This is a genomic window from Sphingomonas abietis, assembly GCF_027625475.1.
GTDB lineage: Bacteria > Pseudomonadota > Alphaproteobacteria > Sphingomonadales > Sphingomonadaceae > Solisphingomonas > Solisphingomonas abietis.
In genome coordinates this window covers 3881174-3896373 of record NZ_CP115174.1, presented here as the reverse complement: position 1 = coordinate 3896373, position 15200 = coordinate 3881174, and the positions used below count along the sequence as shown (strand labels likewise).

General features: G+C 67.5%; 15 protein-coding genes. 4 read left to right on the top strand and 11 right to left on the bottom strand.

The features are described 5' to 3' along the window. Positions 1 to 328: 328 nt before the first annotated feature. Together PBT88_RS18225 and PBT88_RS18220 are read right to left on the bottom strand one after the other, a co-directional pair. Complete coding sequence (locus tag PBT88_RS18225) at positions 329 to 796, bottom strand: cytidine deaminase (protein ID WP_270076718.1); 468 nt, start codon at positions 794 to 796, stop codon at positions 329 to 331. A gap of 2 nt (positions 797 to 798) precedes the next feature. Further along, positions 799 to 1281, bottom strand: a complete 483-nt coding sequence (locus PBT88_RS18220; RefSeq protein WP_270076717.1) for a UPF0262 family protein — start codon at positions 1279 to 1281, stop codon at positions 799 to 801. 200 nt (positions 1282 to 1481) lie between these two features. Between PBT88_RS18220 and PBT88_RS18215 the strand changes: the two genes are divergently transcribed. Beyond that, complete coding sequence (locus tag PBT88_RS18215; protein ID WP_270076716.1) at positions 1482 to 3005, top strand: replicative DNA helicase; 1524 nt, start codon at positions 1482 to 1484, stop codon at positions 3003 to 3005. Positions 3006 to 3218: 213 nt separating this feature from the next. Here the strand turns inward: PBT88_RS18215 and PBT88_RS18210 are convergent, their stop codons facing one another. The 9 genes from PBT88_RS18210 to PBT88_RS18170 all read right to left on the bottom strand — a co-directional run bounded on the left by PBT88_RS18210 (position 3219) and on the right by PBT88_RS18170 (position 11618). Then, positions 3219 to 3599, bottom strand: coding sequence for a hypothetical protein (locus PBT88_RS18210; RefSeq protein WP_270076715.1), 381 nt, complete (start codon positions 3597 to 3599; stop codon positions 3219 to 3221). Positions 3600 to 3692: 93 nt separating this feature from the next. Next, complete coding sequence (locus tag PBT88_RS18205) at positions 3693 to 4466, bottom strand: phosphoadenylyl-sulfate reductase (protein WP_270076714.1); 774 nt, start codon at positions 4464 to 4466, stop codon at positions 3693 to 3695. After that, on the bottom strand, positions 4459 to 4884 hold the full coding sequence (locus PBT88_RS18200; protein ID WP_270076713.1) for a DUF934 domain-containing protein: 426 nt from the start codon (positions 4882 to 4884) through the stop codon (positions 4459 to 4461). Before PBT88_RS18200 ends, PBT88_RS18205 begins: the two co-directional genes overlap by 8 nt. Continuing rightward, positions 4877 to 6511 carry a nitrite/sulfite reductase gene (locus PBT88_RS18195; protein WP_270076712.1) on the bottom strand — a complete coding sequence of 545 codons (1635 nt, stop codon included), beginning with the start codon at positions 6509 to 6511 and terminating at the stop codon, positions 4877 to 4879. The genes PBT88_RS18200 and PBT88_RS18195 overlap by 8 nt, the downstream gene beginning before the upstream one ends. Before the next feature lies 1 nt (position 6512). Continuing rightward, entirely contained in the window at positions 6513 to 6809 is a 297-nt protein-coding gene (locus PBT88_RS18190; RefSeq protein WP_270076711.1) for a DUF2849 domain-containing protein, read from the bottom strand. Positions 6810 to 6819: 10 nt separating this feature from the next. Beyond that, entirely contained in the window at positions 6820 to 7644 is an 825-nt protein-coding gene (cobA, locus tag PBT88_RS18185; protein ID WP_270079313.1) for a uroporphyrinogen-III C-methyltransferase, read from the bottom strand. A 44-nt stretch (positions 7645 to 7688) separates the two neighbouring features. Next, on the bottom strand, positions 7689 to 8759 hold the full coding sequence (locus PBT88_RS18180; RefSeq protein WP_270076710.1) for an MBL fold metallo-hydrolase: 1071 nt from the start codon (positions 8757 to 8759) through the stop codon (positions 7689 to 7691). Continuing rightward, the gene (gene astD / locus PBT88_RS18175) at positions 8756 to 10159 is read right to left on the bottom strand and encodes a succinylglutamate-semialdehyde dehydrogenase (RefSeq protein WP_270076709.1); all 1404 of its coding nucleotides are present in this window, start codon (positions 10157 to 10159) and stop codon (positions 8756 to 8758) included. Before astD ends, PBT88_RS18180 begins: the two co-directional genes overlap by 4 nt. A 55-nt stretch (positions 10160 to 10214) precedes the next feature. After that, positions 10215 to 11618 (bottom strand): protein adenylyltransferase SelO family protein, encoded by a 1404-nt coding sequence (locus PBT88_RS18170; protein ID WP_407696474.1) that lies wholly within the window; start codon positions 11616 to 11618, stop codon positions 10215 to 10217. On the opposite strand from PBT88_RS18170, the gene PBT88_RS18165 reads away from it, so the two are divergent. The 3 genes from PBT88_RS18165 (at position 11617) to PBT88_RS18155 (ending at position 15195) form a co-directional block, all read left to right on the top strand. Further along, entirely contained in the window at positions 11617 to 12507 is an 891-nt protein-coding gene (locus PBT88_RS18165; RefSeq protein ID WP_270076708.1) for an alpha/beta fold hydrolase, read from the top strand. The two genes, PBT88_RS18170 and PBT88_RS18165, sit on opposite strands and share 2 nt — an antisense overlap. Before the next feature lie 52 nt (positions 12508 to 12559). After that, positions 12560 to 13699, top strand: a complete 1140-nt coding sequence (locus tag PBT88_RS18160; RefSeq protein ID WP_270076707.1) for a glycosyltransferase — start codon at positions 12560 to 12562, stop codon at positions 13697 to 13699. 92 nt (positions 13700 to 13791) lie between these two features. After that, a complete protein-coding gene (locus tag PBT88_RS18155) occupies positions 13792 to 15195 on the top strand; it encodes an NAD(P)H-dependent flavin oxidoreductase (RefSeq protein ID WP_270076706.1) in 1404 nt (467 codons plus the stop codon). Positions 15196 to 15200: the final 5 nt, after the last annotated feature.

Sequence of the window (15200 nt, the reverse complement as noted above, 5' to 3'; positions counted from 1 at the left end):
ACTATCCCATTCATATTGCCCCATGGGTGCCTTCTGCGCCTCCTCGGGAATGTCTGCAATCGTTGCGCGCCTGTCTCATTCTGAATGGCAGGTGATGGGCGATGGCCGTCGTTGCCTCGCAGAAGAAGACCCTCACCCAACCCTCTCCCGCAAAAGCGGGAGAGGGCTCGCGCCAATGACCGCAGTCCACCACCTGTCGTCATCCTGACGAACGTCAGGATCCAGAGCCTGGGGCGTCGGCGATGACGGCTCTGGATCCCGGATCAAGTCCGGGATGACGATAGAAGAGGGGCGGGTTTCCACCAGGCCCAGCCGTAAAGCCGCAGTCCTACGCCAGCCCCAGATCCTTCGGCCCGAACGCATGCGGCAGCAGTTCCGACAGCATGTGGCGTTCGATCGTGCGCCCGTCGCCCGACGTGCAGAATACCGGCAAATCGCGGCCGCCCATCTCCGCCGCCTCGTTCATCACCTGGCGGCAGCGCCCGCACGGACCGACCACGTCGGCGCCGGTCGGCAGGCCGTCGGCGCCCATCATCCCGCCGATCACCGCCACCGCGACGATGTCGGCGAGGCGCCCCTGCGCGTTGGCGGTCGCGATCGCCACCGTCTCGGCGCAGAGCGACAGGCCATAGCTCGCATTCTCGAAATTGGTGCCGGTGATCACCGATCCGTCGGCCATCAGCAGCGCCGCGCCCACCGCGAAGCGCGAATAGGGCGCGTGGGCGTGGCGCGCGGCCTCGCGCGCGGCCTCGACCAGCGCGCCGGCGGCGGCATCTTCCATGGAAATCTCGGCCATTGCTAACCCCGGATATGAAGGACGCAGATCAGCGTGAACAGTCGCCGTGCCGTATCGAAATCAAGATCGATCTTGCCGTCCAGCCGGTCGCGCAGCAGTTCTGCCGCATCGTTGTGCAGCCCCCGTCGCGCCATGTCGATCGTCTCGATCTGCTGCGGCGAATGCTGGCGGACGGCCTGGTAATAGCTGTCGCAGATCGCAAAATAATCTTTGATCGCGCGGCGGAAGCGCATCATGCCGAGCCCGATCGTCTCGATATGACTGCCGTCCGCCCGGTTGATGTCGATCGCGAGCCGCCCTTCCTCGACCCGCAGGCCGACCTTGTAGGGGCCGGCATAGCCGTCGGGCGGCACGCGGGCCGGCTGGAAATGATTCTCGTGGAGGAGATCGAACAGCGCGACCTGGCGCTCCTGCTCGATATCGGCGTTGCGCCACAGGATCGTGCGCTCGTCGAGGGAGACATCGATGATGCGCGGGTCCGTCATGGCGCCCTAGCGCTTATCGGGTTGGCGCGGGCTTGGCGAGGGGGGACGCGGGCCGCTTCTTCTGCGCGGTTCGCTCCGGACGAACGGGAGAAGCGGGGCGCGGCGCCGAACGGCAAGGTTATCCACAGCCCACCGTCGCGACGGTGGATATCGTCGAACGTCGCCTTGAGCCGTCGCGCGAAAGAGCGGACAAGGGCGTCATGCTTCAGCCCGTTCCCCATGCCGCTGCGCCGGCCGCCATCGACACGCCCGCGCTGCCCCAGAATATCGAGGCCGAGGCGGCGCTGCTCGGCGCGCTGATGATCGACAACCGGCTGTGCGAGGACGTGCAGATCAAGCTGCGCGCCGAGCATTTCTTCGAGCCGCTGCACGGCCGCGTCTACGAACAGATCCTCCGCATCGTCGACAAGAACATGATCGCCAACCCGGTGACGCTGCGGCCGCTGTTCGAGGGTGACGAGGCGATGCGCGAGCTGGGCGGCCCGGCCTATCTCGCCCAGCTGACCGGATCGGGCGCGGCGCTGATCGGCGCGCGCGACTTCGCCGCGCAGATCTACGATCTTGCCTTGCTGCGCGCGCTGGTCGGGGTCGGCCGCGGCATGGTCGAGGGCGCGATGGACACCTCCGAGGAGGTCGATCCCAAGACCCAGATCGAGCAGGCCGAGGTCGCGCTCTATCGGGTGGCGGAAGAGGGCGGCGAGCAGGGATCGACCAAGAGCTTCCTCCAGGCGGCGACCGAGGCGGTCAAGAATGCCGAGCGCGCGCTCAATTCGGGCGGGCATGTCGCCGGCATCACCACCGGCCTCGACAGCCTCAACGCCAAGATGGGCGGCCTCCACCGCTCCGATCTGATCATCCTCGCCGGGCGACCTGGCATGGGCAAGACCTCGCTCGCCACCAACATCGCGTTCAACGCCGCGCAGCGGCTGATGCGCGAGAAGGACGACGGCATTCCCGAGGGCAAGCGCCTGGGCGCCGGCTGCGCCTTCTTCAGCCTCGAAATGTCGGCCGACCAGCTTGCCACCCGCGTCCTCGCCGAGAATAGCGGGATCAGCGGCGAGGCGCTGCGGATGGGCAAGATCAGCCAGAACGAGTTCCGCAACCTCGCCCGCGCCGCCGCCGAGCTGGAGACGCTGCCGCTCTATATCGACGATACGCCGGGCCTGACCATCGCCGCGCTCCGGACGCGCGCGCGGCGGCTCAAGCGTCAGCGCGGGATCGACCTGATCATCGTCGATTATCTCCAGCTGCTCTCCGGTTCGGGCCGCGCCAGCGAATCGAACCGCGTGCAGGAGATTTCGGAGATTTCGCGTGGCCTGAAGCAGCTCGCCAAGGAGCTGCACGTGCCGGTGATCGCGCTCTCGCAGCTCAGCCGACAGGTCGAGAGTCGCGAGAACAAGCGCCCGATCCTCTCCGATCTGCGCGAATCGGGATCAATCGAGCAGGACGCCGATCTCGTGCTGTTCGTGTATCGCGAGGAATATTACATCAATTTCCAGAAGCCGACCGAGCCCGGCCCGGACGCCAGCGAGATGGATCCGGTCAACATCGCCTTCCAGGAATGGATGCGGCAGATGGACAAGGCGCATGGCATCGCCGAGGTCGTCGTCGCCAAGTCCCGCCACGGCTCGACCGGCACGGTGCCGGTGAAGTTCGACGCCAAGATCACGCGCTTCTCGGATCTGGCCGATCCGAGCGCCTATGCGGTGCGCGACGACGAATAAGGCGGAAGGGGCAAGAGCCGATCGACATTCGAATTGGCTGAATATCGGGTGATCGTTTCGTCTTTAACCGTCATGCTGAACTTGTTGCAGCATCCCGCTTCCTCCGGGCGCTCAGCGCCAAGCTTTGCCGGGATCCTGAAACAAGTTCAGGATGACGACCGCTTCAGGCGCGGATCCTAGCCTGATCCGCTGAATGTCGATCGGCCCCCGGCGTCAGGCGACCTTGTCGAGCGCCTGTGCGGCGAGGTGGCCGAGGCCGGCACCATGGGTGTAGCCGCTCACCGCCTTGGCGGCCGAGCGGGCGTCCTTGATCGCCGTGATGCCGCCATCGAGGATATGGCGCAGGCCCGATGCGATGTCGGTGAGGGCGCCGCCGGAGGCCGAGGTCGAGGACGTCGTGCTCGTGCTCGTGCTGGTCGCGGCGGTCGAGGTCGCGCTGCTGCTGTCGGTGGTGGCGGAGGCGATCGCGTCCATGTGCAGCTTGGAGAACAGCTTCTGCAATTCCTCGGACGCGGTGCTCGTCGCCGATTGGGTGGAGAAGGCACCATGCGCGGTCGTGCCGGTCAGGCTCGATAGAATGCTGGAAATCGACATGGCACTGCTCCCCCGAGCACAAGAGTTCGGGGATGCTTGTCGCAGAAATGTCTAAACTTTTCGTTGAGCCGGTCGTAACCGGTCAAATGGCGTTCAGAAGCTCGGCAGGTCGGCGTCGTCGGCAGGCGTGTGGATGCCGCATTCCACCTTGTCCCATCCGCGCCAGCGGCCCGAGCGCGGATCCTCGCCGGGCTTGACGACGCTGGTGCAGGGCGAGCAGCCGATCGACAGATAGCCCTGCGCCTCGAGCGGATGGCGCGGCAGGTCGTGGGCGGCGAAATAGGCGTCGAGATCGGCCTTGGCCCAGCTCGCCAGCGGGTTGATCTTGAGGCGGCCGGCGGCATCCGAGGCGTCGATCTCGAAGCGCGGCAGGTGCGAGCGCGTGCCGGACTGGAAGGCCTTGCGCCCCGAGATGGTCGCATCGAAGCCGGCGAGCGCGCGCGCCAGCGGCTCGACCTTGCGGATCTCGCAGCAGCCATCGGGATCGTAGGACCAGCGCAGTTCGGTCGGATCACGCTGGGCGATGCGCTCGAGATCGGGGTGGATCACGCGCAGGTCGGTGAGGCCCAGCCGGTCGGCGAGCAGGTCGCGATAGGCCAAAGTCTCGGCGAAATGCTTGTGGGTGTCGAGGAAGACCACCGGGGTCGAGCGATCGACGCTGGCGATCAGGTGCAGCAGCACCGCCGATTCCGCCCCGAACGAGGAGACGGTCGCGACCCGGCCGGCCAGTGTCTCGGTCAGCACCGCGCGCAGCAGCTCGGCCGGCGCGGCGTCGGCGAAGCGCGTGTTGAGGCGGATCGCGTCAGCCGCGGTGAAGCGGGCGGCGGTATCGATGACATCCAGCGGGCGGATCGAGGCACTAGCCATGGCGCAGTTTCCAGGCCGGCGCCCTCCCGTCGGCGGCATTCTGATAGACGGTGGGATAGCGGCCCAGCGCGCGTTCCACGGCGGCCGGATCGAGCGGCTTGTCGGGCGCGAAGGCGTCGAAGCCGCAGCGCCGCATCGGCAGGATTTGATCGACCAGCACGTCGCCCGCCGCGCGCAGCTCGCCGGCATAGCCCGCTTCGCGCAGGATGCTGGCCGACGAATAGCCACGCCCGTCGCGGAAGGCGGGGAAGGCGACCTCGATCAGCGCCAGGCGATCGAGATAGGGGATCAGCGCGCGGGCATCCTCGCCCACCTCCAACCGCACCGCAGTGGCGTTGGACTGATCGAGGAACGCGTCGAGCGTCACCGCCGGCTCTTCATGCGCGGCGTCGTCGCGATAGCGGAGTGCCTCAACCATAGATCGCCTCCTTGAACGGATCGAGGCCGATCCGGCGATAGGTGTCGAGGAAGCGCTCGCCCTCGGCGCGTTCGGCCAGATAGACGTCGGTGGCGCGCTCGACCGCATCGACCACGCCGTCTTCGGAGAAGCCCGGGCCGATGATCTTGGCGAGGCTCGCATCCTCCGCGCCCGATCCGCCGAACGAGAGTTGGTAATTCTCCTCGCCCTTCTTGTCGACGCCGAGGATGCCGATGTGGCCGGCATGATGATGGCCGCAGGCATTGATGCAGCCCGAGATCTTGAGCTTCAGCTCGCCGAGGTCGCGCTGGCGATCGAGATCGGAAAAGCGCGTCGCGATCTTTTGCGCGAGCGGGATCGAGCGGGCATTGGCGAGGCTGCAATAATCGAGGCCGGGGCAGGCGATGATATCGCTGATCAGGTCCAGATTGGCGGTCGCCAGACCGGCCGCATCCAGCGCCTGCCAGATCGCGTAGAGATCGGCCTTCTTGACATGCGGCAGCACGATGTTCTGCGCGTGGGTGACGCGCAGCTCGTCGAAGCTGTAGCGGGCGGCGAGGTCGGCCATCAGGTCGATCTGGTCGGCGGTGGCATCGCCCGGAATGCCGCCGACCGGCTTCAGGCTGATCGTCGCGATCGCATAGCCCGGCGTCTTGTGGGCGAAGACATTCTGGTCGACCCACAGCCGGAAATCGGGATCGGACAGGTCGAGTGCGTCGGACAGGCCTTCTTCCCACGCCGGCGGCGCGAAGAAGGCGCTGATCCGCGCCATCTCGGCGGCCGGCGGATCGATGCCGAGCGTCTTGACGTGGAGGAACTCCTCCTCGACCTGGCGGGCATATTCGGCGGCGCCGAGCTCGTGGACGAGGATCTTGATCCGCGCCTTGTAGATGTTGTCGCGGCGGCCGTGGCGATTATAGACGCGCAGGCAGGCTTCCAGATAGCTAAGATAATCCTCGGCCGGCAGCCATTCGCGGATCAGCGCGGAGATCATCGGGGTGCGGCCCATGCCGCCGCCGACGAACACCTTGAAGCCGGTCTCGCCGGCGTCGTTCTTCACCAGCTGAAGCCCGATATCGTGCAGCCGCATCGCCGCGCGATCCTCGTCGGAAGCGATGATCGCGACCTTGAACTTGCGCGGCAGGTAGGTGAATTCCGGGTGGAAGGTGCTCCACTGGCGAAGCAGCTCGGCCCAGGGGCGGGGATCCTCCGCTTCGTCGGCGGCGGCGCCGGCATATTGATCCGACGTGGTGTTGCGGATGCAGTTGCCGCTGGTCTGGATGGCGTGCATCTCGACCGTCGCCAGTTCGGCGAGGATGTCGCCGGTATCCTTCAGCTCGATCCAGTTGAATTGGATGTTCTGGCGGGTGGTGAAGTGGCCGTAGCCGCGATCATATTTGCGCGCGATATGCGCCAGCATGTGCATCTGGCGGCTGTCCATCGTGCCATAGGGAACGGCGACGCGCAGCATATAGGCATGGAGCTGGAGGTAGAGCCCGTTCATCAGCCGCAGCGGCTTGAACTGATCCTCCGAAAGCTCGCCGGACAGGCGGCGGGCGACCTGATCGCGAAACTCCTCGACGCGGGCATCGACGATCGACTGGTCGTAATTGTCATATTTGTACATGTCAGATCACCCAGCTTCCCGATGCGGGATCGATCGCCACGCGGTTGAGGTCGGCGCGCACGGTGGGGCCGAGCGCGCGGATGCGGTCCTTGATATGGGCCGGGCGAGGGCCGCCGGCGGTCGGTTCCGCATCGATCACATAGGGCACGTTGACGCGGCGCGCGGCTTCCTCGCGCGCGATCAGCGCCGCGCCGGCCTCGCCCACGTCGATGGCGTCCTCGACATGGCGGCTCCAGCCTTCGCCGTCCCACCAGACGACGTCGCCCGTCGCCAGATCATTGCCCGTAGCGATCTTCATGCCGCGATCTTCACGCAAAACTCTCCGCCTGTTTGGCCAGCGTCTGGAGCCGGTTCTCGGCATCCGACAGCAGCACCACCTCGCCCGCGACGATGATCGCCGGGCTCTGCACTTTTTCACGCGCCACCATGTCGCCGAGATCCGCCAGCAAGGTGCGGATCGCCCGGTGGCCGGGCAGCGTCGCCTTCTCGATCACCGCGACCGGCAGGCCCGGATCGACGCCATCGGCCATCAGCTTGTCGGCGATGGCGGCGGCATTGGCGACGCCCATGTAGATCACCAACGTGCGGCCCTTACCGGCAAGACCCGACCAGTCCTGCTCGCTCAGCCCCCCTTCGACGCCGCCTGCGGCGTCGCTCAGGACAGGCTTGCACTGGCCGGCGACGAAGCTGACCGCGCTCGACCAGTCGCGATGGGTGAGCGGCAGCATCGCCTCCGCCGCGCCACCAAGCGCGGCCGAGACGCCGGGGATCACCTCGACGGGCAGGCCTGCTGCGCGCACCGCCTCGACCTCCTCGCCGCCGCGCCCGAACACGAACGGATCGCCGCCCTTGAGCCGCACGACGATCGATCCGGCGCGGACATGCGCGATGATCAGCGCGTTGATCGCCTCCTGCGGCAGCGTGTGCCGCGCGCGCTGCTTGGCGACCGAGATGCGCTGGGCATGGGCCGGAGCATGATCGAGTACCGCCGGATCGATCAGCCCGTCATGGACGACGACATCGGCCTGGCGCAGCGCGTCCACCGCCTTGATCGTCAGCAGGCCGGGATCGCCCGGGCCGGCTCCGACGAGGATGACGCGCCCACGCGCTGCAGGATCGAGCAAGGATGCCATGATGCGATGCAGATGGGCCTGTGCGTGCCGCATCGCAACCGACGCTATCTTGGGGCGAGGCTAGAAGAGCTTGGGGCGAGGGGCGGGATCGACCATTGCCCGCCGGCCTCCAGCACCCGGAAGCGATCGGGCGGAATATGCGCGGCGGCGAGGGACTGGCGCAGCAGGTTGGGGGGCAGGTCGATCGGCTCGTCGGTCAGTTCGAAGGTGCCCCAATGGACGCCGAGCGCGCGGCCGGCATGGAGCTGCTGGAACGCCTGCACCGCCTGCGCCGGGCCGATATGGTTGCCGCTGATCGTGCCGCTGGCATGGATCGCGCCGATCGGCAGGATCGCGAAGCGGACGGGGCCGCGTTTCGCCGCTTCGATCGCCCATTTCATGTCGCCGGGGCCGGTGTCGCCGGCATAATAGATATTGCCGCCGGGCAGGGTGATGGTGAAGCCGGTCCACAAGGTCATGTTCTTGTCGTCGGTCGATCGCGCGCTCCAGTGATGGGCGCGATCGAGGATGACGGCGATGCCGGGCCGGATGGCGACGGAGCCGCCCCAGTCGCGCGCCTGCGAGGGGATGCCCCAGCTGGCCAGCCGCGTGTCGTTGCCCAGCCCGGTGACGATCAGCGGCCGGTCGCGCCGCCACAAATGGCGGAGGAGATGCTCGTCCATATGGTCATAATGATCGTGGCTGATCAGCACCAGATCGATATGCGGCAGATCGGCATAGCGGACACCGGGCGCGCGAACCCGCAGCGGGCCGACGCCCTTCACCGGCGAATCGCGATCCGCCCAGACCGGATCGATCAGGATGTTGAGACCCTGCGTCTGCACCAGCACCGACGAATGGCCGATCCATGTCACCAGCATGGTTTCGCCCTGCACCTGGCGCGGCGGCACCCTGGGCGTCACCGGCACCGAGGCCGGCCAGATGCGGTGCCGGTCGATCACCTTGCCTTCGAGCAATTGCGGGAGCGACCTGTTCTCGTCGCCACCGGTGCCCTGCTCGCCATCGGTGTTGAAGAACCGCCGGCCGTTGAAATGATCGGATTTCGGCCCGTGATAGAAGCTCGGCTTGGCGCAGCTGACGACCAGCAGCAGGGCGAGGATCGCGGTGTGCCTCATGCGTCGCGCAGGCCGACGCCGATCGAGGCGCGGGCCTGTTCGGTTTCCCCGGAAACGACCGGATAGGCGCAGTAGTCGGCGGCATAATAGGCGCTCGGCCGATGGTTGCCGGAGAGGCCAATGCCGCCGAACGGGGCTCTGGCGGGGGCACCGTTGGTCGGCCGGTTCCAGTTGATGACGCCGGCCCGGATCTTCGACCAGAAGCGCTCGTACAGCGCCGGCTGCTCGGTGATCAGCGAGGCGGACAGGCCGTAGCGGGTGGCGTTGGCCTCGGCGATCGCGGCATCGAAGTCGGGCACCCGGATCACCTGGAGGATCGGGCCGAACAGCTCCTCGTCGGCGCGCTTCTCGATCCCGGTCACGTCGATCAGGCCGGGGGTGAGGAAGGGGCGGCCGGGGATCGGGCGCTGCAAATGGGTGATCGCCCGGCCGCCGGCCATGATCAGATCGAGCCATTTCTCCTGGAGATATTCCGCCACGTCATTGTCGATCACCGGCCCCATGAACGGGGCCGGGCTCGAATGCGGCTCGGCGATCACCAGCCGGCCGATGATCTTGGCGATCTCGTCGAGCAAAGGTTCGTGGGCGCCATCCTTGACGATCAGGCGGCGGGCGGCGGTGCAGCGCTGGCCCGCGGTCATGAAGGCGGACTGGACGGCGATGATCGCGGCGGCGTGGATGGTCGGGGTGTCCCAAACCACCAGCGGGTTGTTGCCGCCCATTTCGAGGGCGAGGATCTTGTTGGGGGTCTCGGCGAACTGGCGGTGGAGCGAGAGGCCGACCGGCGCCGATCCGGTGAACAGCAGCCCGTCGATGCCGGGATGTTTCGACAAGGCCTTGCCGGTCTCCGCGCCGCCGATCAGCAGGCGGAGCACGCCCTGCGGCACGCCGCCGCCATGGAAGCATTCGACCAGGAACTTGCCGGTCGCCGGCGCCTTTTCGGACGGTTTGAACACCACCGCATTGCCGGCCATCAGCGCGGGGAGGATGTGGCCGTTGGGCAGGTGCGCGGGCAGGTTGCACGGCCCCAGCACCGCCAGCACGCCATGCGGCTTGTGGCGCAGCGCGGTGCGGGCGGTCATCTGTCCTTCCAGTTTCCGGGAGGCGGTGCGTTCGGAATAGCTGGACACCGAGATATCGGCCTTGGCGATCACCGCCTCGACCTCGGTGCGGGCTTCCCACAGCGGCTTGCCGGTCTCGCGGGCGATCAGATCGGCGAAGGCGTCCGAGCGCGCGCGCACCGTATTGGCGACCCGCCGCAGCGTCTCGATGCGGACGGTGAGCGGGCGCGCGGCCCATTCGGCCCAGGCGCCGCGGGCAGCGCCGACCTCCTCGCCGACATCGCCTTCGGCTCCTTCCCAGATCACGGCGCCGGTGGCGGGCTCGGTCGAAATCAACATGATGTCGCGCGCTTGTCCTCTTGGAAGCGCCAACAACAGGGTTTGCGTGTCGGGGTCAAGACAGCGCATCCCCCATCCGCCGGATCGCCGAGACTTTCATGGTGAACAAGGACCAGTCGTCGGATTCGGCGATCGGCGCCCAGATCGCCTCGACCTCCTCGATATGCATCGCGCACGGCGCGCCATCGGACCAATAGGGGTGATCGGTGGTCGCAGCGGCCCGATAGCCGGCGACGGCGCTGACGAACGGCGCGAATGCGGGTTGGTGATAGGCCGGGTCGTCGTTCCGCCGCGCGCCGCCGCGCCAATCGAAGAAGAAACGATCGATGGTGACGGCCCCGGCCTGGAGTGCGCGCACCATGGTATCGGCCAGCGCGATGTCCTCGGCCTCGCCCTTCGGGATCACGCCCAGCCGCTTGAGCAGGGCGGCGGCGAGCGCCGCTTCGTACAGCGCCGGAAAGCGATCGAGGATCGGCGCCAGCGCCTCGATGTCGCAGATGCGGGAGAGCGCGATGGCGAGCTGCGCCACGTCCCAATGGATCGCCTGCGCCTGCCGGCCGAAGGCGTAGAGGCCCTGATGATCGAAATAGGCGGCGGTGAAATTCACGTCCCAATAGGGCGTCCAGCGCCACGGCCCGTAATCGAAGCTCTCGCCGGTGACGTTGATATTGTCGCTGTTGAGCACGCCATGGACGAATCCCGCCGCCATGTAGGAGGCCGACAGCCGCGCGGTGCGCTCGACGACGTGCGCGTAGAGCTGGAGCGCCGGTTGTTCGCCCGGCGCTTCGCCATAAAGCTCGGCCAGCACATAGCGGGTCAGCGCCGCCAGCCCGGCATCGTCCTGCAACGTCGCGAGGCGCTGGAAGCTGCCGATGCGGATATGGCCGTGGCTCAGCCGCACCAGCACGGCGGATCGGGTGGGCGAGGGCTCGTCGCCGCGATGGAGCGCCTCGCCGGTCTCGATCAGCGAGAAGCTGCGCGACGTGTTCACGCCGAGCGCCTCCAGCATCTCGGTGGCGAGCACCTCGCGGACGCCGCCCTTCAGGGTCAGCCGGCCATCGCCGGAACGGCTCCACGGGGTCGGGCCGCTGCCCTTGGTGCCGAGATCCATCAGCCGCCCCGATGCGTCGCGCATCTGGGCGTAGGTGAAGCCGCGGCCATCGCCGATATCGGGGTTGTAGTGGCGGAACTGGTGGCCGTGATAGCGCAGCGCCAGCGGTTCGGGCAGCGATCCCTCGAAGGCGCGGAAGCGGCCGAAGCGGTCGATCCACCCGGCATCGTCCATTCGGTCGAGCCCGATCTCGGCCGCCGCCCGATCGTTGCGGAAGCGCAGGATCGTGCTCGGAAAGTCCGCCGGGGCCACCCGATCGTAAAAGCTGTCGCCAAGGGTGAGGATGCGTGCTTGCGGGGAGAAGTCCATGCCGCGATATGGGGCGCGCCACACCCCGGAGACAAGCATGGTATCGCAACGCTACGAGGACGGCTGGTGGCAATCGACCGACGGCCTCAAGCTGCATTATCGCGATTATCCCGGCGGCGCGGACGCCAAGGCCGACGGGCGCCCGCCGATCCTGTGCATTCCCGGCCTGACCCGCAATGCCCGCGATTTCGAGGCGCTGGCCGAGCGGTTGTCGCCGGAATGGCGGGTGATCTGCGTCGATCTGCGCGGGCGCGGCGAAAGCCCGCAGTCGCCCGACTCGGCGAGCTACACACCGCCGACCTATGTGCTGGACATCGGGGCGCTCTATGTCGCGCTCGGGATCGACAAGGCGGTGCTGCTCGGCACCTCGCTCGGCGGCCTGATCGCGATGCTGATGGCGCTGACCACGCCCGAGCGGCTGGCCGGCGTGCTGCTCAACGATATCGGCCCGGTGATCGATCCGGCCGGCATTTCGCGCATCCGCTCCTATGTCGGCAAGAGCGCGAGCTGGCCGACCTGGCTCCATGCGGCCCGCGCGCTGGCCGAGACCGAGCGCGACGTCTTCCCCCGCTACATGCTGGAGGACTGGCTGCTGCTCGCCAAGCGCCGCTGCCGGCTGACCTCTGCAGGCCGGATCGTGTTCGATTACGACATGCGGATCGCCGAGCCGATCCGCCAGGTCACGGAGGATGCGCCCGCGCCGGACCTGTGGCCGGCGTTCTCGGCGCTTCGGGGGCGCCCTCTCGCGCTGGTGCGCGGTGGCCGCAGCGACCTGCTCTCGGCGAAGCTGGCGGACGAGATGGTGTCGCGCCTGCCGGGGCTGGACCTCACGACCGTCCCCGATGTCGGCCACGCCCCGACGCTGGACGAGCCCGAAGCGGTGGCGGCGATCGACCGGCTGCTCGATCGCGTCCGTTCGGCGCGCTGAGCCTGGGCCGTCCATCAGGAATTCACGATTGGCGTGATAGATCGTGCGCATCATGCCCGTCCGTATCCTGCATCTGCATTCGACCTTCGCGCTCGGCGGCAAGGAGGCGCGTGCCGTCCGGCTGATGAACGCCTTCGGCGATCGCGCCGAGCATGTCGTGCTGAGCGCGGTGCCGGGCGCCCTGGGCGCGCGCGACGCGATCGATCCGGCGATCGCCGTGACCTTTCCGGGGGAGGGCGAGGCGCCGTCGCTGATCGGCAGGCCCGGTCCGCGCCGCTACTGGCACATGGCGCGCTACATGGCCGGCTTCGATCTGGTGCTGAGCTATAATTGGGGCGCGATGGACGGCGTCGCCGCCCGGCGCCTCTATGCCGGCATGATGCGGTTGCCGCCGCTGGTCCATCATGAGGACGGCTTCAACGCCGACGAGTGGGAGCGGCAGAAGCCGGCGCGCATGCTGTTCCGCCGCGCGATGCTGGGCGCGGCGCATCGGCTGGTCGTCCCGTCCGAGCGGCTGGAAAAGATCGCGCGGCGGGACTGGCATCAGCCTGCGCGCCATATCCGTCGCATCGCCAACGGCATCCCGCTCGAGCGCTACGGCGTGCCTGCCGCCGATGCGATCCCCGGTTTCCGCCGCGCGCCGGGCGACGTGGTGGTCGGCACGCTGGCCGGCCTGCGCGCGGTCAAGAATCTGCCGCGCCTCGTCCGTGGCTTCGCGCGATCGGGGGCGGGGGGGCGATTGGTGATCGTCGGCGAGGGGCCGGAGCGGGACGCGATCCTCGCCACCGCGCAGTCCGAGGGCGTGGCCGATCGCCTGCTGTTGCCGGGCTTCCTCGCCGATCCGTCGCGCTATGTGGGCCATTTCGACATCTTCGCCCTGGCGTCCGACAGCGAGCAATTCCCGATCTCACTGATCGAGGCGATGGCGGCGGGCCTGCCGGTGGTCTCCACCGATGTCGGCGATGTCCGCTCGATGGTTTCGCAGGAGAACCGGCGCTACATCGTCCCGGTCGCCGACGACGCCGGTTTCGCCGATGCGATCGGCCGGCTGGTCGCGAACCGCGATGTCCGCCACCGGCTGGGTTCGGCCAACCGCACGCTCGCCTGGTCGCGTTATGGCGAGGCGGCGATGATCGCCGATTATGCTGCGCTTTATGGCGAGGCGATCGGCCGGCCGGCCCTGGTCTCCTGATCCATTTCTCTTATCCTAACGCAGGATTAGCAGAGGCCGATGGTTCCTGCTAAGAGCGGGTCGGGTCCCCAGCTCCGGAACGGAGAAGAATGTTGTTCAAAGGTTTGCAGCCGATCCTGTATGGCGGCCGCGAGGTATGGCCGCTCGTCGAGGGCGGCAAGGGCGTTGCCGCTACCAATCACATGAGCTCGGGCGCGTGGGCCGCGGCCGGCGGAATCGGGACGGTGTCGGCGGTGAACGCCGACAGCTACGATCATGACGGCAAGATCATCCCCCAGATCTACAAGGCGCTCACCCGCCGCGAGCGGCATGAGGAGCTGATCCAATATGCCGTCGATGGCGCTGTCGAGCAGGTCAAGCGGGCTTATGATGTCGCGTCCGGCAAGGGCGCGATCAACATCAACGTGCTCTGGGAAATGGGCGGCGCGCAGCGCGTCCTCCAGGGCGTGCTGGAGCGGACCAAGGGCCTCGTCTCCGGCGTCACCTGCGGCGCGGGCATGCCCTACAAGCTGTCCGAGATCGCGGCGCACCACAATGTCTCCTACCTGCCGATCGTGAGTTCGGGCCGCGCCTTCCGCGCCTTGTGGAAGCGCGCCTATCACAAGGCGGCCGACTGGCTGTCGGCGGTGGTGTATGAGGATCCGTGGAAGGCCGGCGGCCATAACGGCCTGTCCAACGCCGAAGACCCGCTGCAGCCCGAGGATCCCTATCCCCGGGTGAAGGCGCTGCGCGAGACCATGCGCGAGGGCGGCATCCCCGATTCCACCCCGATCGTGATGGCCGGCAATGTCTGGTTCCTGCGCGAGTGGGAGAATTGGATCGACAATCCGGAGCTCGGCAGCATCGCCTTCCAGTTCGGCACCCGGCCGCTACTGACGCAGGAAAGCCCGATCCCGGACATGTGGAAGCAGCGGCTGATGACGCTCGACGAGGGCGACATCCTGCTCCACCGCTTCTCGCCGACCGGTTTCTATTCGTCGGCGGTGCGCAATCCCTTCCTGCGCAATCTCGAGGCGCGCTCCGAGCGCCAGATCGCCTTTTCGGGCGAGGCGGCGGGGGATCACCAGTTCCAGCTCGACGTCGGCGTCAAGGGCAAGAGCTTCTGGGTGACGCGCGGCGATCTGCTGCGCGCCCGCGAATGGTATGGCCTGGGCTATGTCAACGCGCTCAAGACGCCGGACAACACGCTCGTCTTCGTCACGCCCGAGGAGATGAAGATCGTCCGCAAGGACCAGGCCGATTGCATGGGCTGCCTCAGCCAGTGCGGCTTCTCGTCCTGGGCGGATACCGAGACGAACTCGACCGGGCGGCTCGCCGATCCGCGCAGCTTCTGCATCCAGAAGACGCTGCAGGACATCGCGCATGGCGGCGATACCGAGCAGAATCTGATGTTCGCCGGCCATGCCGCCTATCGCTTCAAGCAGGATCCGTTCTACTCGAACGGCTTCGTGCCGAGCGTGAAGCAGCTGGTCGATCGCATCCTGACCGGCGACTGATCGGT

What these genes read in the sequence shown, in the direction of transcription:
- PBT88_RS18220 (WP_270076717.1), bottom strand. Translation starts at nt 1,281, where the DNA reads ATGACGGACCCGCGCATCATCGATGTCTCCCTCGACGAGCGCACGATC.
- PBT88_RS18215 (WP_270076716.1), top strand. Translation starts at nt 1,482, where the DNA reads ATGCTTCAGCCCGTTCCCCATGCCGCTGCGCCGGCCGCCATCGACACG.
- PBT88_RS18180 (WP_270076710.1), bottom strand. Translation starts at nt 8,759, where the DNA reads ATGAGGCACACCGCGATCCTCGCCCTGCTGCTGGTCGTCAGCTGCGCC.
- cobA (WP_270079313.1), bottom strand. Translation starts at nt 7,644, where the DNA reads ATGGCATCCTTGCTCGATCCTGCAGCGCGTGGGCGCGTCATCCTCGTC.
- PBT88_RS18200 (WP_270076713.1), bottom strand. Translation starts at nt 4,884, where the DNA reads ATGGTTGAGGCACTCCGCTATCGCGACGACGCCGCGCATGAAGAGCCG.
- PBT88_RS18165 (WP_270076708.1), top strand. Translation starts at nt 11,617, where the DNA reads ATGGTATCGCAACGCTACGAGGACGGCTGGTGGCAATCGACCGACGGC.
- PBT88_RS18190 (WP_270076711.1), bottom strand. Translation starts at nt 6,809, where the DNA reads ATGAAGATCGCTACGGGCAATGATCTGGCGACGGGCGACGTCGTCTGG.
- PBT88_RS18210 (WP_270076715.1), bottom strand. Translation starts at nt 3,599, where the DNA reads ATGTCGATTTCCAGCATTCTATCGAGCCTGACCGGCACGACCGCGCAT.
- PBT88_RS18205 (WP_270076714.1), bottom strand. Translation starts at nt 4,466, where the DNA reads ATGGCTAGTGCCTCGATCCGCCCGCTGGATGTCATCGATACCGCCGCC.
- PBT88_RS18170 (WP_407696474.1), bottom strand. Translation starts at nt 11,618, where the DNA reads ATGCTTGTCTCCGGGGTGTGGCGCGCCCCATATCGCGGCATGGACTTC.
- astD (WP_270076709.1), bottom strand. Translation starts at nt 10,159, where the DNA reads ATGTTGATTTCGACCGAGCCCGCCACCGGCGCCGTGATCTGGGAAGGA.
- PBT88_RS18225 (WP_270076718.1), bottom strand. Translation starts at nt 796, where the DNA reads ATGGCCGAGATTTCCATGGAAGATGCCGCCGCCGGCGCGCTGGTCGAG.
- PBT88_RS18195 (WP_270076712.1), bottom strand. Translation starts at nt 6,511, where the DNA reads ATGTACAAATATGACAATTACGACCAGTCGATCGTCGATGCCCGCGTC.
- PBT88_RS18160 (WP_270076707.1), top strand. Translation starts at nt 12,560, where the DNA reads ATGCCCGTCCGTATCCTGCATCTGCATTCGACCTTCGCGCTCGGCGGC.